General features: G+C 70.4%; 18 protein-coding genes, 2 pseudogenes and 1 riboswitch. Of the genes and pseudogenes, 11 read left to right on the top strand and 9 right to left on the bottom strand.

Annotation, left to right across the window (positions count from 1 at the left end; genetic code table 11):
- The coding region (locus CSC68_RS14435; RefSeq protein WP_162202733.1) for a transposase at positions 1 to 119 on the top strand (119 nt) is incomplete at its 5' end.
- Positions 120 to 167: 48 nt separating this feature from the next.
- On the opposite strand, the gene CSC68_RS14430 is transcribed toward CSC68_RS14435, so the two are convergent.
- Positions 168 to 329 (bottom strand): hypothetical protein, encoded by a 162-nt coding sequence (locus CSC68_RS14430; RefSeq protein ID WP_162204306.1) that lies wholly within the window; start codon positions 327 to 329, stop codon positions 168 to 170.
- Between the two features lie 277 nt (positions 330 to 606).
- On the opposite strand from CSC68_RS14430, the pseudogene CSC68_RS14425 reads away from it, so the two are divergent.
- The 7 genes and pseudogenes from CSC68_RS14425 (at position 607) to CSC68_RS14395 (ending at position 10,415) form a co-directional block, all read left to right on the top strand.
- Positions 607 to 2,033: pseudogene (locus CSC68_RS14425) on the top strand (glycoside hydrolase family 30 protein).
- Between the two features lie 966 nt (positions 2,034 to 2,999).
- The gene (gene lexA, locus CSC68_RS14420; RefSeq protein WP_162204308.1) at positions 3,000 to 3,638 is read left to right on the top strand and encodes a transcriptional repressor LexA; all 639 of its coding nucleotides are present in this window, start codon (positions 3,000 to 3,002) and stop codon (positions 3,636 to 3,638) included.
- Between the two features lies 1 nt (position 3,639).
- Complete coding sequence (gene imuA / locus CSC68_RS14415) at positions 3,640 to 4,248, top strand: translesion DNA synthesis-associated protein ImuA (RefSeq protein ID WP_162204305.1); 609 nt, start codon at positions 3,640 to 3,642, stop codon at positions 4,246 to 4,248.
- An 81-nt stretch (positions 4,249 to 4,329) separates the two neighbouring features.
- Positions 4,330 to 5,751, top strand: a complete 1,422-nt coding sequence (locus CSC68_RS14410; protein WP_162204304.1) for a Y-family DNA polymerase — start codon at positions 4,330 to 4,332, stop codon at positions 5,749 to 5,751.
- Positions 5,748 to 9,029 (top strand): error-prone DNA polymerase, encoded by a 3,282-nt coding sequence (locus CSC68_RS14405; RefSeq protein ID WP_162204303.1) that lies wholly within the window; start codon positions 5,748 to 5,750, stop codon positions 9,027 to 9,029. The genes CSC68_RS14410 and CSC68_RS14405 overlap by 4 nt, the downstream gene beginning before the upstream one ends.
- A 28-nt stretch (positions 9,030 to 9,057) precedes the next feature.
- Complete coding sequence (locus CSC68_RS14400) at positions 9,058 to 9,747, top strand: alpha-ketoglutarate-dependent dioxygenase AlkB (protein ID WP_246193599.1); 690 nt, start codon at positions 9,058 to 9,060, stop codon at positions 9,745 to 9,747.
- Positions 9,748 to 9,776: 29 nt separating this feature from the next.
- Entirely contained in the window at positions 9,777 to 10,415 is a 639-nt protein-coding gene (locus CSC68_RS14395) for a GIY-YIG nuclease family protein (RefSeq protein WP_162204307.1), read from the top strand.
- A gap of 574 nt (positions 10,416 to 10,989) precedes the next feature.
- Here CSC68_RS14395 and CSC68_RS14390 read toward each other — a convergent pair.
- Positions 10,990 to 11,658, bottom strand: coding sequence for a HupB (locus CSC68_RS14390; protein WP_162204302.1), 669 nt, complete (start codon positions 11,656 to 11,658; stop codon positions 10,990 to 10,992).
- Positions 11,659 to 11,881: 223 nt separating this feature from the next.
- Entirely contained in the window at positions 11,882 to 12,433 is a 552-nt protein-coding gene (locus tag CSC68_RS14385; RefSeq protein WP_162204301.1) for an outer membrane beta-barrel protein, read from the bottom strand.
- 316 nt (positions 12,434 to 12,749) lie between these two features.
- Between CSC68_RS14385 and CSC68_RS14380 the strand changes: the two genes are divergently transcribed.
- Complete coding sequence (locus CSC68_RS14380; protein WP_162204293.1) at positions 12,750 to 13,019, top strand: hypothetical protein; 270 nt, start codon at positions 12,750 to 12,752, stop codon at positions 13,017 to 13,019.
- Between the two features lie 60 nt (positions 13,020 to 13,079).
- Here the strand turns inward: CSC68_RS14380 and gcvP are convergent, their stop codons facing one another.
- Positions 13,080 to 15,947: an aminomethyl-transferring glycine dehydrogenase gene (gcvP, locus tag CSC68_RS14375; protein ID WP_162204300.1), complete on the bottom strand. Its 2,868-nt coding sequence runs from the start codon at positions 15,945 to 15,947 to the stop codon at positions 13,080 to 13,082.
- A gap of 48 nt (positions 15,948 to 15,995) precedes the next feature.
- A riboswitch (glycine riboswitch) is annotated at positions 15,996 to 16,116 on the bottom strand.
- Positions 16,117 to 16,567: 451 nt separating this feature from the next.
- Between gcvP and CSC68_RS14370 the strand changes: the two genes are divergently transcribed.
- Positions 16,568 to 17,827 (top strand): multidrug effflux MFS transporter, encoded by a 1,260-nt coding sequence (locus tag CSC68_RS14370; protein WP_162204299.1) that lies wholly within the window; start codon positions 16,568 to 16,570, stop codon positions 17,825 to 17,827.
- A 19-nt stretch (positions 17,828 to 17,846) separates the two neighbouring features.
- Positions 17,847 to 18,230: pseudogene (locus CSC68_RS14365) on the top strand (hypothetical protein); the annotation flags it as partial.
- 99 nt (positions 18,231 to 18,329) lie between these two features.
- Here CSC68_RS14365 and CSC68_RS14360 read toward each other — a convergent pair.
- The 5 genes from CSC68_RS14360 to minC form a co-directional block, all read right to left on the bottom strand.
- Positions 18,330 to 20,333, bottom strand: coding sequence for a M2 family metallopeptidase (locus CSC68_RS14360; protein WP_162204297.1), 2,004 nt, complete (start codon positions 20,331 to 20,333; stop codon positions 18,330 to 18,332).
- 1,141 nt (positions 20,334 to 21,474) lie between these two features.
- Positions 21,475 to 21,954 (bottom strand): hypothetical protein, encoded by a 480-nt coding sequence (locus CSC68_RS14355; RefSeq protein WP_162204296.1) that lies wholly within the window; start codon positions 21,952 to 21,954, stop codon positions 21,475 to 21,477.
- 43 nt (positions 21,955 to 21,997) lie between these two features.
- Positions 21,998 to 22,255 carry a cell division topological specificity factor MinE gene (minE, locus tag CSC68_RS14350; protein ID WP_019399450.1) on the bottom strand — a complete coding sequence of 86 codons (258 nt, stop codon included), beginning with the start codon at positions 22,253 to 22,255 and terminating at the stop codon, positions 21,998 to 22,000.
- Positions 22,256 to 22,257: 2 nt separating this feature from the next.
- A complete protein-coding gene (gene minD / locus CSC68_RS14345) occupies positions 22,258 to 23,067 on the bottom strand; it encodes a septum site-determining protein MinD (RefSeq protein ID WP_162204295.1) in 810 nt (269 codons plus the stop codon).
- 70 nt (positions 23,068 to 23,137) lie between these two features.
- Positions 23,138 to 23,518: septum site-determining protein MinC (minC, locus tag CSC68_RS14340; RefSeq protein ID WP_162204294.1), on the bottom strand; the 381-nt coding region annotated here is incomplete at its 5' end.

Below are 23,518 nucleotides of genomic sequence, written 5' to 3'. Positions count from 1 at the left end.
CCAACCTGGTCGAGGGCATCAACAACAAGATCAAGGTCATCAAGCGCATGGCCTACGGCTTCCGCGATGACGCCTACTTCTTCCTCAAGATCCGGGCGGCCTTCCCCGGAGTTGGGTGAAGAACCAAAAAAAAGCCGGCCCCCCGGCCGGCTGATCATGAACGGGAGTCAGGCAAGCGGCAGATGTGCCGGTTCGCCCCTGGCGCCGTGGGGGAGTGCGGCGAGCGGAGTGGGATCCGGGACGTACTGGTGCAGCAGCTCGGGCAGGTAGCGCTCGAGCCGTTCGAGGTCGAGCCGATCGCTGTGTTCGGATGCAGGCATCTGGGACATCTCCGTTTCCGGCGGCCTTGCGGCGCGCCGCTCCTGCTGGTGTTGCGTCTCGGGGGATCACATCGCCGGGAGCGCCCGCTGGCGTCCTTGCCGGCGGGCGGTGTCCGGCGAGTGGACACGGGAAAAATCTGCCTGTGGAAATGTTCAGATCGCGTGGAAAAACAGGGGGGTTGACATGACAGGGGCGTAAATTGTGCTGCACTGCACAAAAGAGCCCGGGGCGTGCGCGGCCTGGGACCGGGTTACCCTGCGGACCGGCAAGGACCGGGAGGGTGCGATGAGGGCGTTCGTCGTGGCGGTACTGGGTCTGGCGGCGCTGGCGCCGCAGGCGGCGGCTGCCGCCGGGAGCGGGATCGCGGTCTACACCACGGCGCAGGGCGCGCCGCGACAGATGGTCCGCAGCGAGGCGCCGCCGCTGCGCGAGGGCCATCCGCTGACCGAGGCGGAGAACTCGGTGTTCGTGGAGCCGGGCAGGCGTTTCCAGGAATTCCTCGGCATCGGCGGCGCGATCACCGATGCCACGGCCGAGACCTTCGCCAGGCTCGACGCGAGCCGCCAGGCCGAGTTCCTGCGGGCCTATTACGACGTCGGGCAGGGCATCGGCTACAGCCTGGCGCGCACCACCATCCACAGCTCGGACTTCGCCAGCGGCAGCTACACCTATGTGGAGGAGGGCGACGCGGAACTGGCCCGTTCTCGATCGAACACGACCGCCGCCACCGCATCCCGCTGATCAGGCGCGCGATCGCCGCCGCGGGCGGCACCCTGCCGCTGATGGCCAGCCCGTGGAGCGCGCCGGCCTTCATGAAGGACAGCGGCAACATGCTCCAGGGCGGCAGCCTGCTGCCGCAGTACCGGCAGGCCTGGGCGAAGTACTACACGAAGTTCATCGCCGCCTACGAGGCCGAGGGCATCCCCATCTGGTCCATCAGCGTGCAGAACGAGCCGATGGCGAAGCAGACCTGGGAGTCGATGCTCTACACCGCCGAGGAGGAGCGCGACTTCCTGCGCGACCATCTGGGACCGGCGATGCATGCGGCCGGATACCAGGACACGAAGATCGTGGTGTGGGACCACAACCGCGACATGATGGTCCACCGCGCCAACGTGATCTTCGGCGACCCCGAGGCCTCGAAGTACGCCTGGGGCATGGGTTTCCACTGGTACGAGACCTGGGCCGGCTTCGAGCCGATGTTCGACAACGTGGCGCGCGTGCACGAGGCCTGGCCGGACAAGGTGCTGCTGCTGACCGAGGCGACGGTGGAGAAGTTCGACCGTGCGCAGCTGCAGCGCTGGTCCAACGGCGAGCGCTACGGCACCTCGATCATCCACGACCTCAACAACGGCGCCTCGGCCTGGATCGACTGGAACATGCTGCTGGACGAGAACGGCGGCCCCAACCACGTCGGCAACTACTGCTTCGCGCCGCTGCATGCGGACACGCGCACCGGCGAGCTGGTCTACACGCCCAGCTACTGGTACATCGGCCACTTCTCGAAGTTCCTGCGTCCGGGCGCGCACCGCGTGGGCGTGGCCAGCAGCCGCAGCAACCTGCTGGCCACCGCCTTCCTCAATGCGGATGGCCGCTTGGCCACGGTGGTGATGAACCCGACCGGCGAGGCCATCACCTACAACTTCTACGTCGGCACGGCCTCGACCCGCATCACCATCCCGGCGCATGCGATCCAGACGGTGGTGAAGTGAAGTAGGGCTGTCGCTGCGGTGGGGCGCGGGGAGAAGCGTGGATTCCCCCGGATGCGGCTCGGCCTTGTCCGGGCAGTGGTCCCGAAAGCAGAGGGCGTGGTGGATGCGTGGCCTGGGCGCCGGGGTGCGTTCCCGGTGCCCTGCAGGTACCTGGTACTGGCGAGGCTGGGCGCGTCGCCACGCGTTGGGCGTTACCGCTGGGTTGCGCAATGGGCATTTCCAGCGTGGCAGGGCCCCGGATGCGGCCTTAGGCCTTATCCGGGCTACGCGGCTGGCGCGTCGCCACGCGTGGGCGTTACCGCTGGGCTGCGCAATGGGCATTCCAGCGTGGCGGGGCCCCGGATGCGGCCTTCGGCCTTATCCGGGCTACGCGGCTGGCGCGTCGCCACGCGTGGGCGTTACCGCTGGGCTGCGTAATGGATATTTCCAGCGTGGCGGGGTCCCGGATGCGGCCTTTGGCCTTATCCGGGCTACGCGGCTGGCGCGTCGCCACGCGTTGGGCGTTACCGCCGGGCTGCGTAATGGATATTTCCAGCGTGGCGGGGCCCCGGATGCGGCCTTTGGCCTTATCCGGGCTACGCGGCTGGCGCGTAGCCACGCGTGGGCGTTACCGCCGGGCTGCGCAATGGGCATTCCAGCGTGGCGGGGCCCCGGATGCGGCCTTTGGCCTTATCCGGGCTACGCGGCTGGCGCGTCGCCACGCGTTGGGCGTTACCGCTGGGTTGCGCAATGGGCATTTCCAGCGTGGCGGGGCCCCGGATGCAGCACAAAAAAAGCAGGGCATCGCACGTCGGAAGTGCAAGGGCCGGGGCGACGGCCCAGCTTCGTCGCACTTGGATGGCGGAGGGCGCGGTCTTATCCGGGCCACAAAGTGCTTCAAGGGGGGGTGAGGCCGTGGCCGTGCTTCGAGGGCGCAGGGGCGTGACTCTCGACCCCTGAGACGCGGAAGGTGTACAAATGTACACCATGAGCCCGAGCGATCCTTCCTCCCTGCCCCCCCAGCGCGCCGCCGTGCTGGATTTCCTGCGCCGCGAGCTGGCTGCCGGGCGCGCGCCCAGCCTGGCGGAGATCGCCGAAGAATTCGGCTTTTCCTCGCGCAATGCCGCCCAGAAGCATGTCCAGGCGCTGGTCGCCGATGGCCTGCTGGAGCAGGTGCCGGGGCGCAAGCGCGGCCTGCGGCTGCCGGGCGGCGGGGCCGACCTGCTGCCGCTGCCGGTGCTGGGCCGGGTGGCGGCCGGCCTGCCGATCAGCGCCGCGGGCGTGGAACGGCTGGGCCCGGTGGGCGAGGGCGGGGAGGCGCTGTGGCTGGACCGGCGGCTGTTCTCGCCGCGCCCGGACTACCTGTTGCGGGTGCAGGGCGATTCGATGATCGAGGACGGGATCCTCGACGGCGACCTGGTCGGCGTGCACCGCACCCCCGAGGCCCGCGACGGCCAGACCGTGGTGGCACGGGTGGAGGGCGAGCTGACCATCAAGCGCCTGCAGCGCGGGGCGGACCGGATCCGCCTGCTGCCGCGCAATCCGGCCCATGCCCCGATCGAGGTGCATCCGGGCCAGGACTTCGCCATCGAAGGCGTGTACTGCGGCCTGGTGCGAAGGGGTTGAGATGGCCCAGGTCGTTGCCATCGACAGCCTGCTGGCCGCGCGCACGCTGTGGCATGCCGGGCGCAGCACTCGCCTGCCGGCCGACGGCGAGCCGAGCGGGCACGCGGCGCTGGATGCGCGCCTGCCGCACGGCGGCTGGCCGCGGCGGGCGCTGACCGAGCTGCTGTTGCCGGCCAACGGCGTCGGCGAACTGGCGCTGCTGCTGCCGACCATCGCGCGCATGACCGCCGCCGGCGGCACCGTGGTCCTGGTCGCGCCACCGTTCATTCCCTATGCCCCGGCCTGGCAGGCTGCCGGCGTGGACCTGGCCGGGCTGCACGTGGTCGATGCCTCCCCGCGCGATGCGCTGTGGGCGCAGGAGCAGTGCCTGCGCAGCGGCGCCTGCGCGGCGGTGCTGGGCTGGCCGCCGGGTGGCGACGACCGTGCCCTGCGCCGGTTGCAGGTGGCCGCCGACAGTGGCGACTGCTGCGGCTTCGTCCTGCGCGACCGCCGCCATGCTGCCAATGCCTCGCCTGCGGCGCTGCGGCTGCTGCTGGAGGATGGAGGCTGGCGGGTACTCAAGTGCCGGGGGGGGCAGCCGCCCTCGGGGCTGGTGCAGCTGGCGCACTGACATGTCCTTGCACGTCGTCCAACTGCCGTGGAATCCGGCCGGCCTTCCCGTCCCCAGGTGCCGGCACGGGGAGGGCAGCTGATGCTCTGGGCCTGCATCCTGCTGCCGCAGCTGGCGCTGGACGCGGTGCTGCGCCGCCATCCCGAGCCGGAGGCGCCGCTGGCCCTGGTCGGCGGTCCGGCGCAGCTGCGCAGCCTGCATGCGGTCAACGCCGCCGCGGCCGCCGCGGGACTGGCGCCGGGCATGCGCCTGACCGCCGCGCACGCGCTGCTGCCGCAGTTCGCGATGGTCGATTACGACCCGGCAGCGGAAGCGCGCGTGCACCGCTTCCTCGCCGCCTGGGCCTACCGCCACAGCTCGCTGGTCAGCGCGCAGTGGACCTCGGCCATCGTGCTGGAGGCGCGCGCCAGCTTCCGCCTGTTCGGACCCTGGCCGCGGTTCGAGCGGCGCCTGCGTGGCGAACTGGAACAGCTGGGCTTCCGCCATCGCATCGCCCTGGCCCCGACCCCGCGCGCGGCGCGGGTGCTGGCGGGCCTGCGCGATGGCATGGCGGTGATGGAGGCAGCGGCCTTGCCGGCATTGCTCGACCGTGTCCCGGTGCGACGCGCGGTGCTGCCCGACGACGCCGGCACGCGGCTGCAGCGCATGGGCATCCGCACCCTGGGCCAGCTGCGCGCGCTGCCATCGGATGCGCTGCGCCGCCGCTTCGGCCAGGCGCTGCTGGAGCACCTGCAGAAGCTCTATGGCGAGGCGGACGATCCGCTGGAGTGCTACCAGCCGCCGGAGCATTTCGACGAACGCGTCGAGCTGGGCTACGAGGTCGAGACCCATACCGCGCTGCTGTTCCCGCTGCGGCGCCTGGTCGGCGACCTGTGCACCTACCTGTCGATCCGCGACGGCGGCGTGCAGCGTTTCGTGCTGCGGCTGGAACACGAGCAGGGCCATACCGACGTGGAAGTGGGCCTGCTGGCGCCGGAGCGCAGCGCATCCATGCTGTTCGAGCTGGCGCGCGGGCGCCTGGAGCGGGTGGAGATCGAGCGCCCGGTGGTGGGCATGCGCCTGCTGGCGCGGCACCTGCCGCCGTTCGTGCCGGCGATGCAGGACCTGTTCGCGCAACGTTCGCAGCAGGCGCTGGACTGGCCGCAGCTGCGCGAGCGCCTGCGTGCGCGCCTGGGCGACGAGTCGGTGTACCGGGTGGCGCCGCAGGGCGATCCGCGTCCCGAGCGCGCCTGGTGCCGGGTGACCGGCGACGAGGCGAAGGTGCCTGCCGCGCCGTCGCGCCCGCCACGGCCCACCTGGCTGCTGCCCGAACCGGTGCCGCTGCACGACACGCGCCTGCAGGTGCTGTCCGGGCCGGAACGGCTGGAAAGCGGCTGGTGGGACGAGGGCGACGTGCGCCGCGACTACTACGTGGTGCGCACCGGTCGCGGCCAGCGTGCCTGGGCGTTCCGCGCCGCCGGCGCGCGCGAGGGCGGCTGGATGCTGCACGGGTGGTTCGCATGAGCTGGGATGACGCCATCGACGGCGTGGACCGGGAAACCCCCGGTGCCCGCGTGCCGCGCTTCCGCCAGGTCGCCTGGCGCCTGGCCCGGCGCGAGGCCGGCGCACTGGAGGCGGCCAACGACGATGCGCCGGTCGCCGACGACGGCCTGCCGGCCTATGCAGAGCTGCACTGCCTGTCCGAGTTCTCGTTCCTGCGCGGCGCCTCCAGTGCCGAGGACCTGTTCGCGCGCGCGGCACAGTGCGGTTACGAGGCGCTGGCGATCACCGACGAATGTTCGCTGGCCGGCATCGTCCGTGCCTGGGAGGCATCGCGCGCCACCGGGGTGAAGCTCATCGTGGGCAGCGAGTTCGCGCTGGACTGTGGCCTGCGCTGCGTGCTGCTGGTGCAGTCGCGCGCCGGCTATACGCGCCTGTGCGAGCTGATCACCACCGGCCGGCGCAATTCGGCCAAGGGCAGCTACCGACTCTCGCGCGCCGACGTGGAGCGGGTGGTGCGCATGCCGCCGCCGGGCGTGGAAGCCGGGGAGGTGGCGGGCGAGGGCTGCGGCCTGTTCGCGCTGTGGCTGCCGGGCGCCGAACCCGATCCGGTGCAGGGACGCTGGCTGCGCCTGCTGTTCGGCGAGCGCGCGTACCTTGCAGTGGAGCTGCACCGCGAGCAGGACGATGCCGCGCGCCTGGCCCGGCTGCAGGAACTGGCGGCGCGGCTGCAGATGACGGCGGTGGCGGCGGGCGACGGGCACATGGACGTGCGCCGGCGCCGGGTGCTGCAGGACACGCTGACCGCGATCCGCCACAACCTCCCCCTGGCCGAGTGCGCCGACCGGCTGTTCCGCAACGGCGAACGCCACCTGCGCACGCGCCGCGCGCTGGCGGCGATCCATCCGGCGCCGCTGCTGCAGGCTTCGGTGGAGCTGGCGCGGCGCTGCCACTTCGACCTCAAGGAAGCCAGCTACGTCTATCCGAAGGAGCTGGTGCCGCCGGGGCATACCCCGACCAGCTGGCTGCGCCAGCTCACGGAAGAGGGCATGCGCCGGCGCTGGCCGGAGGGCGTGCCGCCGAAGGTGGCCGCGCAGATCGAGGAGGAGCTGGCGCTGATTGCCGAGCTCAAGTACGAGGCGTTCTTCCTCACCGTGGAGGACATCGTCCGTTATGCGCGCGGCAAGGGCATCCTCTGCCAGGGTCGCGGGTCCTCGGCCAACTCGGCGGTGTGCTTCGCCCTTGGCATCACCGCGGTGGATCCTGCCCAGACCCGCCTGCTGGTCTCGCGCTTCCTGTCCAAGGCCCGCAACGAGCCACCGGACATCGACGTGGACTTCGAGCACGAGCGCCGCGAGGAAGTGCTGCAGTACGTGTATGGCAAGTACGGGCGGCGGCGCGCGGCGTTGGCGGCCACGGTAATCCGCTACCGCGGCAAGAGCGCGGTGCGCGACGTGGCCAAGGCCTTCGGCCTGCCGCCGGACCAGATCGGCCTGCTGGCCGAGTGCTTCGGCTGGGGCAATGGCGCCGCCCCGATGCGCCAGCGCCTGTCCGAGGCCGGGTTCGATCCGGACAACCCGCTGGTCAACAAGGTGCTGGCGCTGGCGGCGATGCTGGAGGACATGCCGCGCCACCTGTCCCAGCACGTGGGCGGCTTCGTCATTTCCGACGCGCCGCTGTCGACCGTGGTGCCGGTGGAGAACGCGGCCATGGCCGACCGCACCATCATCCAGTGGGACAAGGACGACCTGGAGACGATGGGCATGCTCAAGGTCGACTGCCTGGCGCTGGGCATGCTGACCTGCATCCGCAAGGCCTTCGACCTGGTGGAGGGGTACCGCGGCGTGCGCCTGGACATGGCCACCCTGCCGCGCGAGGACCCGGCCACCTACGAAATGCTGCAGGCCGCCGACAGCGTGGGCGTGTTCCAGGTCGAATCGCGCGCGCAGATGGCGATGCTGCCGCGGCTGCGGCCGAAGACGTTCTACGACCTGGTGGTGCAGGTGGCGATCGTGCGCCCCGGGCCGATCCAGGGCGGCATGGTCCATCCCTACCTGCGCCGGCGCATGGGCAAGGAGCCGGTTAGCTATCCCTCCGAGGGGGTAAAGCAGATCCTCGGCAACACCCTGGGCATCCCGCTGTTCCAGGAGCAGGTGATGGAACTGGTGATCCATGCCGGCTATACGCCGGAGGAGGCCGACCACCTGCGCCGCTCGATGGCGGCCTGGGGGCGGGGCGGCGACATGGAGCCGCACCGCCTGAAGATCCGCCGGCTGATGGAAGGCAAGGGTTACGGCAGCGGGTTCATCGACCAGCTGTTCGAGCAGATCAAGGGCTTCGGTTCCTACGGCTTCCCGCAGAGCCATGCGGCCTCGTTCGCCAAGCTGGTCTATGTCAGCGCCTGGCTGAAGCGGCACGAGCCGGCGGCCTTCGCCTGCGCCCTGCTCAACTCGCAGCCCATGGGCTTCTACTCGCCCAGCCAGATCGTGCACGACGCGCGGCGCGGCCGCGGCGGACGCGAGGGCGTGGAGGTGCGGCCGGTGGACGTGGCCTGCAGCGGCTGGGACTGCGCGCTGGAGCCGATGGGCGAGGGCAGGCAGCCGGCGATCCGGCTGGGCCTGCGGCTGGTGGCGGGGCTGCCGGAAAGCGCGGCGCAGGCGATCGTCGATGCGCGGCGCTGGCGTCCCTTCAGCGACGTGGCCGATCTGTGCCGGCGTGCCGGGCTGGATGCGAAGGCGCGCCAGGCCCTGGCCGAAGCGGGCGCGCTCGATGGCCTGGCCGGGCACCGCAATGCCGCGCGCTGGGCGGTGGCCGGGATCGAGCCGAAGCGGCCGCTGCTGGATACCAGCCCGGATGAAACCCGCATCGAACTGCCGGCGCCGCGCCTGGGCGAGGAGCTGCTGGCCGACTACCGCAGCACCGGACTGAGCCTGCGCGCGCATCCGATGGCCCTGCTGCGCGCGCAGATGGTGCAGCGGCGGATCCTCGGCGTGCGCGAGCTGCAGCAGCGACGCCATGGCAGCGGCGTGCACGTGGCCGGCTTGGTCACCCAGCGGCAGAGGCCGGCCACGGCCAAGGGCACGATCTTCGTCACCCTCGAGGACGAGCACGGCATGGTCAACGTGATCGTGTGGCCGGACCTGGCCGTGCGCCAGCGCAAGCCGCTGCTGCAGTCGCGGCTGATGGGCGTGCGCGGACGCTGGGAACGGGTGGATGGCGTGGAGCACCTGATCGCCGCCCACCTCGAGGACCTGAGCGACCTGCTGGGCGGGATGCAGGTCGAATCCCGCGATTTCCACTGATCAACCGCGCATTGCGCAGGAGGGCGGCATGGACCTGTTCGACAACGGACCGCAGACCCTGGTGGAGGACGCCGAGGGTGGTATCCGCTACTGGTCGGAGTTCCTGCCGCCTGCGCTGGCCCGGGAATGGTTCGAGGCGCTGCGCGATGGCTGCCGCTGGCAGTCCGCGCGCAGGCCGATGTACGACCGCGTGGTCGACGTGCCGCGGTTGATGGCCTGGTATGCGCTGGACGAAGTGCCTGGAGGGCTGCCCCTGGGCCAGATGCTGGAACGGGTGAGGGCGGTGGTGCCCGGCGGCTACACCAGCGTGGGCCTGAACTTCTATCGCGACGGCAACGACAGCGTGGCCATGCACAACGACAAGCTGCACCAGCTGGTGCCCGGGCAGCCGCTGGCCCTGGTCTCGCTGGGCAGCGCCCGGCGCATGAACATCCGCGCCAAGTCTGGCGGCCGCGCGCTTGGCATCGACCTGGAGCCGGGCAGCCTGCTGGTGATGAGCCACGCCAGCCAGACCACCCACGAGCACGGCATCCCCAAGACCGTGCGCCCGGTGCCGCCGCGCATGAGCGTGGTGTTCCGCGCGCGGCCGCAGGTGACGCGGGCGCGGGACCCCTGGCAGATGCGCGCGCCGGAAGCGGAGGGCACGCAGGCAAGCGCGGATGCGCGCGACCGCGCGCCCGGGGCGCGGCAACCTGCGGCACCGGAGAAGATGGCATGAGCCGCCGACGCATGGGCGAGGCGACCGTGATGTCTCCGGCGTTTGCGGAAACCGTGGCGATCGACGGGCGCTGCTTCGCCTATGTGTTTCCCTGCGCGTGGGAAGACCACTGCAAGATCGGATTCTCGGCCGATCCGCTGGGACGGATATCGGCGCTGCATCCGCGCTGGTTCGGATTCTTCGACCTGGAGGGCGGGATGCTGGTGGAGGCCGAGTCCATCCGCGACGCGCGCGACCTGGAGCTGGAGCTGCGCGCGCGGCTGTACGAATACAACGCCCCGGCGCCACTGGCGATCCGGGTGCCGGCAGGCGGACATACCGAATGGTTCCGTGGCGTGTCGGCGCTGCTGGCGGAGCGCGTGGCGACGCTGGGCGCGCGTGGCTATCGCACGTACCGGCTGCGCGACTGGCTGCATGCGGCACTGGAGCAGCGCGCCGACGGCCTGCATGAGTGGACCCTCGCGCAGCTGTCGGTGGACGAGCTGGAAGGCCTGGCCGGTCCCACGCCGGCGCAGCAGCGGGTACGTGATGCGCTGGATGAGTGCAGCGCGCTGGGCGTCGCGCTGGAGCCGCGGCTGGCTCCGTCCGTCCTGGCCTGGTATCGCGGGCCGGGTTGCGGCTCGCGCGCAGTGGCTGGCAGCCAAGCTGCCGGGGGCGGCGACATCTGATTCCCCTCACGTCACCCCGGCGGAAGCCGGAGCGACGGGTGTTCCGCTCTCCCTTTGGGTGGGAGGACATGCTCGCGCCGCCGGCGCGCATGTCCTCGAATGCCCCTTCCCGTGGAAACGGCCGGGGCGCGAGCGGGGGCGGAGAGAGGGACGGGCGCCGAGGCCGTTGCCGGGCGTAGCGAGGCTGGTGTCTTGGCGCGGGTGGTTCGGGTGTCCATCCCGGATGCGGCCTTTGGCCTTATCCGGGCTACGTGTCGTAGCCCGGGTAAGCGAAGCGCACCCGGGTTCCCCTCTCCCTTTGGGTGAGAGGACATGCTCGCGCCACCGGCGCGCATGTCCTCGAATGCCGCTTCCCGTGGAGACGGCCGGGGCGCGGGCGGGGGCGGAAGGAAGAGACGGGCGCCGAGGCCGTTGCCGGGCGTAGCACGGCTGGTGTCCTGGCGTGGGTGGTTCCGGCGTCCGTCCCGGATGCGGCCTTTGGCCTTATCCGGGCTACGTGTCGTAGCCCGGGTAAGCGAAGCGCACCCGGGTTCCCTCTCCCCAACTCCTCCCCCGGAAGGGAGGGGCCTGGTGCTCAGCGGGCTGGCTTTTTCGCGGTCCGGAGCGAGGATTTCTTCGTAGCCTTCCGGGTGGGAGACTTGCGCGCGCCGGTCCTGGCTGCGGCCTTTTTCGTAGCGGACTTCTTCGCGGCCTTCTTCGTCGCCCGTCCGGTGGTCTTGCGGGCGGTCTTCTTCGCTGCCGTCTTCTTCGCGGGGCTGCTCTTGCGCGTGGTGGTCTTCTTCGTCGCCTTCTTCGCCGCGCCCTTGCGGGGGGGCGACTTCCGGGCCGCGGTCTTGCGTGCGGTCTTCTTTGCAGCGGTCTTCCGGGCGGTCTTCTTCGCGGGGCTCTTGCGTGCAGCGGCGGTCTTCTTCGCCGCTTTCTTCGTCGCCTTCCGGGCCGTGGATTTTGCTGCGCTGCTCCGGCTGGCGGTCTTCTTCGTGGCCTTCTTCGCCGTCTTCCGCGCGCCACCTGTCGCCTTCTTCGTCGTTGCCTTCTTCGTCGCGGATTTCTTCGCGGACTTGCGGGCGGCGGATTTCCTGCCCGAGCCGGACTGCTTGCCACCGCCATCCTGCTTGTTGACGGTCGCCCAGGCGATGCGTTCGGCGGCTTCCTCGCCGCGCCCGCGGGCCTTCTCGCTTTCCTCGATGTGTTCGGCCTGGCGTTTCTGCTTGCCGGTGTAGCTGGACTTGTCACCGCGTGGCATGGGTTGCTCCTGCTCTGCACAGGTTCGTGCATGTGCAGGTAACCGCCTCCGGGGTAAGGCAATCGTGAAATGCGCGACGGATGCTGCAGGCCGCAGGCGCAACCGCGGGGTGCCCGGCGTCCGCGTGGATGCATCCGGGAAAAAGGGAAGGCCCCGCATCGCGGGGCCTTCCTGGCGTGGCAGGGGAGGAAGCCGGAAGGCTCCTCCCGCTTCGCGGTGCCGCTTACTTGAAGCGGATTTCGCCGGCGAAGGTGATGGTGTCGATGTCGAAGTCGACGCCATCGATGTCGGCCTTGCGGCGGTCGTAGTTCAGGCTCAGGCCCCAGCGGCGGCTGAAGTCGTAGCCGGCGGTCACGCCGATGTACGGCTTGACCGAGCTCTCGTCGTCGACGACGTCGAAGTGGTCTTCGCGCAGCTGCAGGGTCACGCGGGCCAGGCCGGCGCGGGCGCCGACGAAGAAGCCGGTGTTGTCCGGACCGAAGTTGTGCTTGGCCACGACGCCGGCACCCAGGGTGACCAGGTCCACGTCGAAGTCGTTGCCCAGGTATTCGCTGTACAGGGTGCCGATGTGGCCTTCGATGCCGAAGTTCTGGGTGAACCAGTAGCCGCCACCGATGGTCACGGCGGTATCGGTCTCGCTGCCGCGGTAGCGGCCGACGCTCATTTCAACGTCGCTGTGGCCGGCTTCGGCGCGGACGAACGGCTGGCCTGCGACGGCGTTGGTCGACAGGGCGGAAAGGGCCACGGCAGCGGCCAGGGCCAGGGTCTTCTTCATTGTTACCTTCCAGTGGTTTGGATAACGCCCGTTCCGGGCGGCGCGCACTCTGGAGGGATGGGATGGTGGTGTCAAGAATTTGTTAATCAGCGTCGGATGAGCGGCGCTGCCGGGGCCCTTGGCGGTGGGGGCGGCGGGGCGGAAGGCGGCCAGGCCGGCAAGGGCTGGCAGCAACCGGCGGCCAGCGGGGTACGGCGCCAGCCAGATGGCATGCGTACAGGGAGTGGCATGTGCCTTGCTTCTACAAGACTGCCCATGCCTGGTCCGGTCCCCCGCCGCAGGCCAGGCATCCCCCAGCCCAAGTGCCGAGATCGTCGTGTTATCCAACACCCAGCCCCAACCCCGCACCGAGCGCCGGCGCGTCCCCGCGCCCGCGGACCCGTCGCAGCTCAGTGCCGGCCTGACCCCCGAGCAACAGGCCACCCTGGAAACCATGCGCTTCTTCCACTGGGAACTGCGCTTCGTCCGCCGCCCGTTGTTCCAGCCGCCGGTCCCGGTCCTGTTCAACCGCGAGGGCACCCGCTACGTGGTGGTGCGCGCCGACGGCACCATCGACGAGCAGCCGACCCTGCGCCTGCGCGACTGAGCGCGCACGCCCTGGGAACAAGAAAGGCCCCGCCGGAGCGGGGCCTTTCGCGTGCGGGGCTTACGCCCCGGCTTCCTCTTCCCTGTACCCGTCCACCGGGATGCAGGCGCAGAACACGTTCTTGTCGCCGTAGACGTTGTCCACGCGCGACACCGGCGGCCAGTACTTCTGCTTCTTCAGCGACGGCAGCGGGAACGCGGCCAGCTCCCGCGGATAGGCGTGCTTCCACTCGCTGGCCGAGACCTGCTGCGCCGTGTGCGGGGCGTGCTTGAGCGGGTTGTCCTCGCGGTCCAGCCTGCCGTCCTCGATCGCGCGGATCTCCTCGCGGATCTGGATCATCGCGTCGATGAAGCGGTCCAGCTCGTGCAGCGACTCGCTTTCGGTGGGCTCCACCATCAGCGTGCCGGCGACCGGGAAGCTCAGGGTCGGGGCGTGGAAGCCGAAGTCGACCAGGCGCTTGGCGATGTCCTCGGCGCCGACGCCGGTGGCCTTCTCCAGCGGGCGGATGTCGAGGATGCACTCGTGCGCGACCAGGCCGTTGCGGCCGGTGTAGAGCGTCCTGTAGTGCGGGGCCAGCTTCTTCGAGATGTAGTTGGCGTTGAGCAGGGCCACCTGGGTGGCCTTGCGCAGGCCGGCGGCGCCCATCATCGCGATGTACATCCAGCTGATCGGCAGGATCGAGGCGCTGCCGAAGCTGGCCGCGCTGACCATGCCCACCTTGCCGTCGCTGCCGAGGGTGCGCGGCAGGAACGGGGCCAGGTGCGACTTGACCGCGCACGGGCCCACGCCCGGGCCGCCGCCGCCGTGCGGGATGCAGAAGGTCTTGTGCAGGTTCAGGTGGGAGACGTCCGAACCCCACTTGCCCGGCTTGGCCAGGCCGACCAGGGCGTTCATGTTGGCGCCGTCGGTGTACACCTGGCCGCCGTGGGCGTGGATGATCTCGCAGATCTCGACCACGTCCTCCTCGAACACGCCGTGGGTGGACGGGTAGGTGATCATGATCGCGGCCAGGTTGGCCGAATGCTTCTCGGCCTTGGCGCGGATGTCCTCCACGTCGATGTTGCCGTTGGCGTCGCAGCGGGTGACCACGACCTTCATGCCGCACATCTGCGCCGAAGCCGGATTGGTGCCGTGCGCCGACTCCGGGATCAGGCAGATGTCGCGATGCCCTTCACCGCGCGAGGCGTGGTACGCACGGATCGCCAGCAGGCCGCTGTACTCCCCCTGGGCGCCTGAGTTCGGCTGCAGGCTGACCGCGTCGTAGCCGGTGCACTCGGCCAGCATGGCCTCCAGGCCGGTGATCAGCTCGCGGTAGCCCTCGGCCTGGTCGGCCGGCACGAGCGGGTGGATCTGGCTGAACTCCGGCCAGGTGACCGGGATCATCTCGGCGGTGGCATTGAGCTTCATGGTGCAGGAGCCCAGCGGGATCATGGTGCGATCCATCGCCAGGTCCTTGTCCGCCAGCGAGCGCATGTAGCGCAGCAGCTCGTGCTCGCTGTGGTGGGTGTTGAACACCGGGTGCCGGAGGAACGGACTGGTACGCAGCAGGTCGGCCGGCAGGGCGTCCGGAGTGGCCGCGTCCAGCGCGTCGATGTCGATGCCGGCACCGAACAGGCCGGCCAGGGCGACGAGGTCGGCACGGGTGGTGGTCTCGTCCAGGCTGATGCCGACGGCCTCGCTGTCGATCTCGCGCAGGTTGATGCCGGCCTCGCGGGCGCGGGCGAGGATGGCGCCGGCGTCCACGTTCTTCACGTGCAGGGTGTCGAAGAAGCGCTCGCCGACCTCGACGCCGGCCTGGCGCAGCGCGGCGGCCAGGATCGCGGCCATGCGGTGGGTGCGGCGGGCGATGCGGACCAGGCCCTCGGGCCCGTGGTAAACGGCGTACATCGACGCCATCACCGCCAGCAGCACCTGTGCGGTGCAGATGTTGGAGGTGGCCTTCTCGCGGCGGATGTGCTGCTCGCGGGTCTGCAGGGTCAGGCGGTAGGCCGGGTTGCCGTCGGTGTCGACCGAGACGCCGATCAGGCGGCCGGGCATCGAGCGCTTGAACGCGTCGCGGCAGGCCATGAACGCCGCATGCGGGCCGCCGAAGCCGAACGGCACGCCGAAGCGCTGCGAGTTGCCGACCACGATGTCCGCGCCCCACTCGCCGGGCGCGGAGATCAGGGTCAGGGCCAGCAGGTCGGTCGCCACCGCGACCAGGCCGCCGCGGGCGTGGATCGCCTCGGCCAGGGCCTTGTGGTCGCCGATGTGGCCGAATGTATCTGGGTACTGCAGCAGGATGCCGAAGCACTCGGCCTCCATCGCCTCGGCCGGGGTGCCCACGCGCAGGGTGATGCCCAGCGGCTCGGCGCGGGTGCGCAGCACCTCGAGGGTCTGCGGGTGCACGGCGTCGTGCACGAAGAAGGTGTCGGACTTCGACTTGCCGGCGCGCTTGGCCAGGGTCATGGCCTCGGCCGCGGCGGTGGCCTCGTCCAGCAGGGAGGCGTTGGCGATCTCCATGCCGGTCAGGTCGGCGCACATCTGCTGGAAGTTCACCAGCGCTTCCATGCGGCCCTGCGAGATCTCCGCCTGGTAGGGCGTGTAGGCCGTGTACCAGGCCGGGTTCTCGAGGATGTTGCGCAGGATCACCTTCGGCGTGTGGGTGCCGTAGTAGCCCTGGCCGATGAAGCTGCGGAAGACCTTGTTCTTCCTGGCGATGGCGCGGATGCGGGCCAGCGCCTCTTCTTCGGTCAGGCTGCCGCCCAGCGCGAGCGGGTCGGCGGACTTGATGGTCGCCGGGACGATGGCGTCGGTCAGGGCCTCGAGCGAGTCGTGGCCGACGGCCTGGAGCATGGTGGCGATTTCAGCGTCGTTCGGGCCGATGTGGCGGCCGACGAAGGCATCGTGCTGCTCGAGTTCGCGCAGGGAAGGAGCGTGCTGGGACATGGAGGCGGTCCGGACTGGGGCATGGAAGTGCGCCGCGCAGGCGCGGCGGGGTGCCCCTCTGTCCTTTTGCCTGAGAGTTTGGAAGACGCGCGGACGAGGTCGCGTGCTTCGTGCCCCTTCGGCGCCGGCGCGGCGCTCGCGCGCGGCCGGTCTCTCCAGAGTGTTTGCAGCAGCGGTGGTATCGGGCCTGAGCGATTACGGGCGTTTGCGCCTTCGGCAGCCGGCCGGGGCCGACTTCTCCCACCAGGTACAGCGGGCGGGATTATACCGTGGCCGCGGGCCCGGCCGGCGTGCGCCCGGTCCCGGGAACCGGCGTGCCGGGATCGGGGGCGCCCGGATCCCGGGCCGGACCCGGGGGGCAGCTGCGCATGCCCGGATTCCTGCACGCCAAGGTCCGGACGGACGCGGTGCCGACGTGGGCTTGGCTTACCATGGCGGCTTCCGAGGGGCTGCGGGCCGATGTCTTCCAATCCCCAACACGCCAATGCGGCGGCGCCCGCCGCGGATGCCGGGCCCTGTCCCTGCGCCGGTCCGGCCGGGGATCGCCGCGCTCCGGCGCGATGCCGGAGCCGCGCAACCCCCAACGCCGCCGCCCACGCTTGCGAGGCCCTGCCGTCCACATGACCACGCGCAGTACCCGTACCCTGACTCTGCTGCTGGCTGGCCTGGCGATGTTCGGGCCGTTCTCGATCGACACCATCTTCCCGGCCTTCCCGCAGATGGCCGCGCAGTTCGGCGCCGACAAGGTCGCGATGCAGCAGACCATCAGCGTCTACCTGCTGTCGTATGCGCTGATGAGCATCGTCCACGGCCCGCTGTCGGATGCGCTGGGCCGGCGCCGGGTGATCCTGGCCGGTCTGGTGGTGTTCACCCTCGCATCGGTCGGTTGCGCGCTGTCGGGCGACCTGCCGACCCTGCTGGCGTTCCGCGCGCTGCAGGGACTGTCGGCCGGCGTGGGCCTGATCGTCGGCCGCGCTGTGATCCGCGACGTGCTGCAGGGCGACGACGCGCAGCGGCTGATGAGCCATGTCTCGATGATCTTCGGCATCGCCCCGGCGATCGCTCCGATCCTCGGCGGCTGGATGCTCGGCGCCGGGCGCTGGCCGCTGATCTTCTGGTTCCTGGCCGCGTTCGGCCTGGTGCTGGTGGCCAGCGTGGGCCGCTGGCTGCCGGAGACGCATCCGCCGGAGCTGCGCCTGCCGCTGAAGCCACGACGGCTGGTGCGCGACTACGTGGCGATCGGCTCCAACCACCGGTTCCAGCGCCTGGCTGCGGCCGGCGCGCTGAACTTCGCCGGACTGTTCCTGTACATCGCATCGGCGCCGGCCTTCCTGATGGACCTGCTGCACCTGGGCGAGCGCGAGTTTGCCTGGCTGTTCATCCCGACCATCGGCGGCATGACCCTGGGCGCGTTCGCCTCCGGGCGCCTGGCGGGGCGCTGGCCGCCGTCGCGCCAGGTGGGCGTGGGCTTCGCCTGCTCGGCCGGTGCGGCGGTACTCAACCTGGCCTACAACGCGCTCGCGCCGGCGATCGCCGTGCCCTGGGCGGTGCTGCCGATGAGCCTGTACGCCTTCGGCGTGGCCCTGGTGTTCCCGGTGCTGACCCTGGCGATCCTGGACATGTATCCGCGCCAGCGCGGCGCCGCCTCGTCGCTGCAGGCGTTCCTGCAGCTGGTGCTCAACTCGCTGGTCGCCGGCCTGCTGTCGCCGCTGCTGAGCCACCATGGCCTGCACCTGGCGCTGGGCATGCTGGTGTTCACCACGCTGGGGTGGGCATTCTGGCGCTGGGAGTCCAGCGCCGGCCGCCGCGCTCCGCCGCCCGTTTCCACGCCGCCGTCCTCGCCGATGATCGAGCCGGGCGAGCAGCTCTGCCCTTCCTGAAATCCCCCGGAGAACAAAGATGTCCATCCAGTCCAAGGCCCGCCGCGACGCGCGCAAGCGCAAGGCCGAGCGCGACCGCAACCGCGTGCGTGCCGGGCGTCCGCCGATCGAGCCGCATGCGGAGCTGCGCGACCGCGACGGCAACCTGCTGGCTGGCGTGGTGCGCCAGAGCGGGGTATGGGTGCTGGGCATGGACGGGCGCATCGCCGGCAGCAGCGACAGCGCCGCGCAGATGCTGATGCTCATGCGTCGCGCCCAGCGCCTGCACGAGGAGCAGGGCGTGCCGGTGAAGCTGGTGTATTCGGATGCGCTGCGCGACGAGGCGGCGCTGGAGGCGGCGGCCAACGGCAAGTCGCCGGAGGAGTACGAGCAGGAGCTGGAGGCCGAGATGGCTGCCGCGCGCCCGGCCGAGGGCGAGGGCGAGGGAGAGGAACAGGAGGAGCCGGATAACTCCGGCCCCGCGCTGCACTGAGCTGCGATCCGCCGCGTCCTGACCGTTGCCTCAGGCGCCCTTTGCCGGGGCGTCCGCCTTCGGGGCGGCCTGCGCCGAAGGCGCCTGCCAGCCGCAGGACTTGCCCTGGTTCTGCTGCTGCAGCCATTCCTGCAGCGGGGCGAAGTACTCCAGCACCGCGCCGCCGTCGATCTGCTCGCTGCCGGTCAGCTCCTTGAGCGTGGCCTGCCACGGCTGGCTGGCGCCACGCGCCAGCATGGCGCGGAACTTCGCGCCGGCCTGCTCGTTGCCATGGAAGCTGCATTCGTACAGCGGCCCGGTGTGGCCGGCGGCCTCGCACAGCGACTTGTAGAACTGGAACTGTAGCAGGTGGGCGAGGAAGTAGCGGGTGTACGGGGTGTTGCCCGGCACGTGGTACTTGGCGCCCGGATCGAAGAACTCCTCGCCGCGGGCCTGCACCGGGGCCACGCCCTGGTACTTCGCCTTCAGTTCCCACCACGCCTGGTTGTAGCGGTCCGGGGTGATCGAGCCATCGAACACGCCCCAGCGCCAGCGGTCGATCATCAGGCCGAACGGCAGGAACGAGACCTTCGCCAGCGCCATGCGCATCTGGGTATTGATCAGCGCTTCCTGGCCCTGCGCCTGCGCCTGCACCAGGCCGATGGACTCCAGGTACTTCGGCGTCATCGCCAGCACGATGGTGTCGCCGATGGCCTCGTGGAAGCCGTCGTTGGCGCCGTTCTGGAACAGCGGCGGCTGCGGGTTGTAGGCCAGGTCGTAATAGATGTGGCCCAGCTCGTGGTAGATGGTGGTGAAGTCTTCCTCGTTGGGCTTGATGCACATCTTGGTGCGCACGTCCGGCGACTTGCCGTCCTCGCCGCCCATGTTCATGTCCCAGGCGCTGGCATGGCAGACCACGTCGCGGTCCAGCGGCTTGATGAACTGGCTGTTGGCCCAGTAGGTCTCCGGCAGCCTGGGCATGCCCAGGGAGACGTAGAACTCCTCGGCGCGCCTGGTCATGGCCTTGGCAGTGGCCAGCTGCGCCTCGCGTTCCGCCTCGAAGCGCTCGCGCACGCCGGCGCCCGGCCCGCGGCGGTGCAGGGCGGCATTGAGCTCGCGCTGGTACTGCTTTTCCAGCGCGCCGGTGATGTCCAGGCTGCCCGCACCCTCGTAGGGCTGCAGGATGTCCCACAGGTTGCCCCAGTCCTGCTGCCACATGTTGCCCGTCAGGTGGGCCGGCAGCAGGCCTTCGCCGACCACGCCGCGCTCGACGCCGTAGGTCTGCTGCAGCTTGTCGCGGGTGTAGCAGTGCAGCTGCTCGTACAGCGGCTTGACCTGCTCCCACAGGCGGTCGGTCTCGGCGGCGAACGCGTCCGGATCCATGTCGTAGCCATTGCGCCACATCGCGCCGGTGTCGGCGTAGCCGAGTTCGCGTGCGCCCTCGTTGACCAGCTCGACGAAGCGGATGTAGTCCTGGCGCATCGGCGCGGCGGTGGAGTGCCAGCCGGTCCAGGCATCGAGCTGGGCGTCGTAGTCGCGGCTGGAGCGCAGCACGTCCTCCAGCTCGCCCAGCTGGCGGCACGTCTTCGACGCACCTTCCCCGGTGCAGTAGGTGCCGGCGCCGTAGGCGCCCTCCATCTTCGCGGCGATGCGGGTCAGCTCGGCTAGCTTGGCCGGGTCGCGCGGGGCCGGCATCGAGGTCATCAGCTTCAGCAGGGCGATGGCGCGGGCGCTGTCTTCCGACATCGGCTGGCCTTCGAACTGCTTGGCCTCCTCGATCCAGGCGTTGAGCTGGGCGAGGGCGCGTTCGTTGGCCTTGGCCGCCACGCGCTGGCTGTCCTCGTTGATGTAGGTCGAGGACAGCCACTGCGCCGAGGTGATCTCCGGATAGGCGGCCTTGAGGTCGGCGCTGATGCGGGCGACGAACTGGTCGGCGGTTTCCGCGGGACGGGCGTCGGCGCCGGGCCCCCTGGGCGATGCGTCGCGCTGGCAGGCCGCAAGGCCCAGCAGGCCCGCGCCGATGGCGAGCGAAAGCAGCAGGTGGCGGTGCTTCATGGGGTTCCCCGGTGGCGTACGTTGCCGGGCAGGCTAGTGGCGCTTCACCGGGGCCGCAAGTGGCGGGGAGGCAAGGAGCACGTAAGCCGGCATGGCCCGGACAAGCCGATCCCACCCGGGGTCTCCTCCCGTGGGTGTCGCTCCAGGCGACGTGGCCCGGGTGCAGGTGTTCGAAGGCATCCCGTGTCCGCGCAGTGTTCCCCGGATGCGGCCTTCGGCCTTGTCCGGGCTACCCGGTTGGGCGTGTAGCCCGGGTAAGCGGAGCGCACCCGGGGTCCTCCCATAAGAGTCGCTTCAGGCGATGCAGCCGGGATGTGGGTCCTTGAAGGTACGCCCGGCCGCGCAGTGTTCCCCGGATGCGGCCTTCGGCCTTGTCCGGGCTACCCGGCTCGGCGTGTAGCCCGGGTAAGCGGAGCGCACCCGGGGTCTTCCCATGGGAGTCGCTTCAGGCGATGCAGCCGGGATGTGGGTACCCGAAGGTACGCCCGGCCGCGCAGTGTTCCCCGGATGCGGCCTTCGGCCTTGTCCGGGCGACCCGGTTGGGCGTGTAGCCCGGGTAAGCGGAGCGCACCCGGGGTCTTCCCGTAAGAGTCGCTTCAGGCGATGCAGCCGGGACGTGGGTACCCGAAGGTACGCCCGGCCGCGCAGTGTTCCCCGGATGCGGCCTCCAGCCTTATCCGGGCTACCCGGCTCGGCGTGTAGCCCGGGGAAGCGGAGCGCACCCGGGTCCTCCCATAAGAGTCGCTTCAGGCGATGCAGCCGGGACGTGGGTACCCGAAGGTACGCCCGGCCGCGCAGTGTTCCCCGGATGCGGCCTCCAGCCTTATCCGGGCTACCCGGCTCGGCGTGTAGCCCGGGTAAGCGGAGCGCACCCGGGTCCTCCCATAAGAGTCGCTTCAGGCGATGCAGCCGGGACGTGGGTACCCGAAGGTACGCCCGGCCGCGCAGTGTTCCCCGGATGCGGCCTCCAGCCTTATCCGGGCTACCCGGCTCGGCGTGTAGCCCGGGTAAGCGGAGCGCACCCGGGGTCTTCCCGTAAGAGTCGCTTCAGGCGATGCAGCCGGGACGTGGGTACCCGAAGGTGGACCCGGCCGCGCAGTGTTCCCCGGATGCGGCCTTCGGCCTTATCCGGGCTACGTGGCTACGTGGCGGGAAGCAGCCCGCGCTCGATCAACCACGCCCGCGCGTCTTCGGCGTCCTGCTCGAACCACGCCCTGGTCGATCCCAGCCGATACGTGTATCCCCACGCATCCATGTCCTGCATCAGCCGCTCGCTCCCCACGCCGGGCAGCTGCCCGGCCAGGACGATCTGCAGGTAGCAGGTGGCGTCTTCCTCGGCGACCGAGTCGGTGGCGTCGGTGTGGACCTGGGCGCGCCGCTCCGGCGGCAGCACGATCAGGTGGCAGGCCTCGTGCAGCATCGAATGCACCGGGGTGTCGCCGCGTACGTACACGGTCGGGCCGATGATGCCGGCTTCCGGTTCGCCCCAGTAGCTGCCGGGGATCGGTTCGCCGTCGGGCACGGCCACCAGTTCCAGCCCGTGGCGGGCGAGCAGGGCGGCGGCATCGGCGAAGGCGACGTCGCGCAGGCACAGGACGTCGCGGTCGGAGGGGGTGTGCATGCGCGGGTCGGGCGTGCGGCCGCCTTGGCGGCCACGGCTTGCTTCAGCCCTGCTGGCCTTCCGGCAGGGCGACGGAGATGTCGAGCACGTCGTGGTCGCCGTCCTTGATCAGGTCGACCTTGACCGCGTCCACGTCCACGTTGACGTACTTCTTGATGACGTCCAGCAGCTCGCGCCGCAGCAGCGGCAGGTAGTCCGGGGCGCCACGGCTGCTGCGCTCCTGGGCAATGATGATCTGCAGCCGGTTCTTGGCCGTTTCCGCAGTGTTCTTCTTGGCCCGCAGGAAGTCGAACAGCGCCATGGTCAGCCTCCGAACAGCTTGCTGAAGAAGCCCTTCTTCTCCAGGGTGGTGAAGCGCAGCGGACGGTCCTCGCCCAGCAGGCGCGAGACGGCGTCCTCGTAGGCCTGGCCGGCTTCCGATTCGGTCTCCAGGATCACCGGTTCGCCCTTGTTGGAGGCATTGAGCACGTCGGGCGACTCGGGGATCACGCCGAGGGCCTTCAGGCCGAGCACTTCCTCGACGTCGGCGATGCTGAGCATCTCGCCGGTGGCCACGCGCGCCGGGCTGTAGCGGGTCAGCAGCAGGTGCGCCGGCAGCGGCTGGCCGGACTCGGCGCGGCGGGTCTTGGAATCCAGCAGGCCGATGATGCGGTCGGAGTCGCGCACCGAGGACACTTCCGGGTTGACCACGACCACCGCCTTGTCGGCGAAGTACATGGCCAGGAACGCGCCCTTCTCGATGCCGGCCGGGGAGTCGCACACGATGTACTCGAAGCCGTCGGCGACCAGGTCCTTGAGCACCTTCTCGACGCCTTCCTTGGTCAGCGCGTCCTTGTCGCGGGTCTGCGAGGCGGCCAGCACGTAGAGGTTGTCGAAGCGCTTGTCCTTGATCAGGGCCTGCTTGAGCGTGGCCTCGCCGTGGACGACGTTGACGAAGTCGTAAACCACGCGCCGCTCGCAGCCCATGATCAGGTCGAGGTTGCGCAGGCCGACGTCGAAGTCGACCACGGCGGTCTTGTGGCCGCGCCGGGCCAGGCCGATGGCGATGCTGGCGCTGGAGGTGGTCTTGCCGACGCCGCCCTTGCCGGAAGTGACTACGATGATTTCAGCCAATGGAGATCTCCTTGGAGATGCTTGCAGGGGAGGCGCTGGCAGCGGCATGGCGGCCGCCGGCCGGCGCGGATCAGTCGAGGGCAGCCAGCTTCAGCTGCCCGTCTTCAAGCCATACCTGCACGGCCTTGCCGCGCAGGGTTTCGGGGATATCGTCCAGTACCTTGTAGTGGCCGGCAATGGCCACCAGCTCGGCATGGAATTCGCGGCAGAAGATGCGCGCATCGGTGTTGCCCTGGGCGCCGGCCAGGGCGCGCCCGCGCAGGGTGCCGTAGACGTGGATCGATCCGTCGGAGATGACCTCGGCGCCGGCGCCGACCGTGTGCAGCACGGTCAGGTCGCAGCCCTCGGCGTACACCTGCTGGCCGGACCGCACCGCGGTCTTCTGCATCCGGCCCGGGGCGCGCGGCTTGGCCGGGGCCGGCGCAGGCGCGGCGGCACGGGGTGCCGGGGC

The sequence above is a fragment of the Pseudoxanthomonas suwonensis genome (assembly GCF_010093235.1).
In the GTDB taxonomy this organism is placed as follows: domain Bacteria; phylum Pseudomonadota; class Gammaproteobacteria; order Xanthomonadales; family Xanthomonadaceae; genus Pseudoxanthomonas; species Pseudoxanthomonas suwonensis.
The sequence above is the reverse complement of the archived record's forward strand: the minus strand, read 5'-3'. Positions and strand labels throughout refer to the sequence as shown.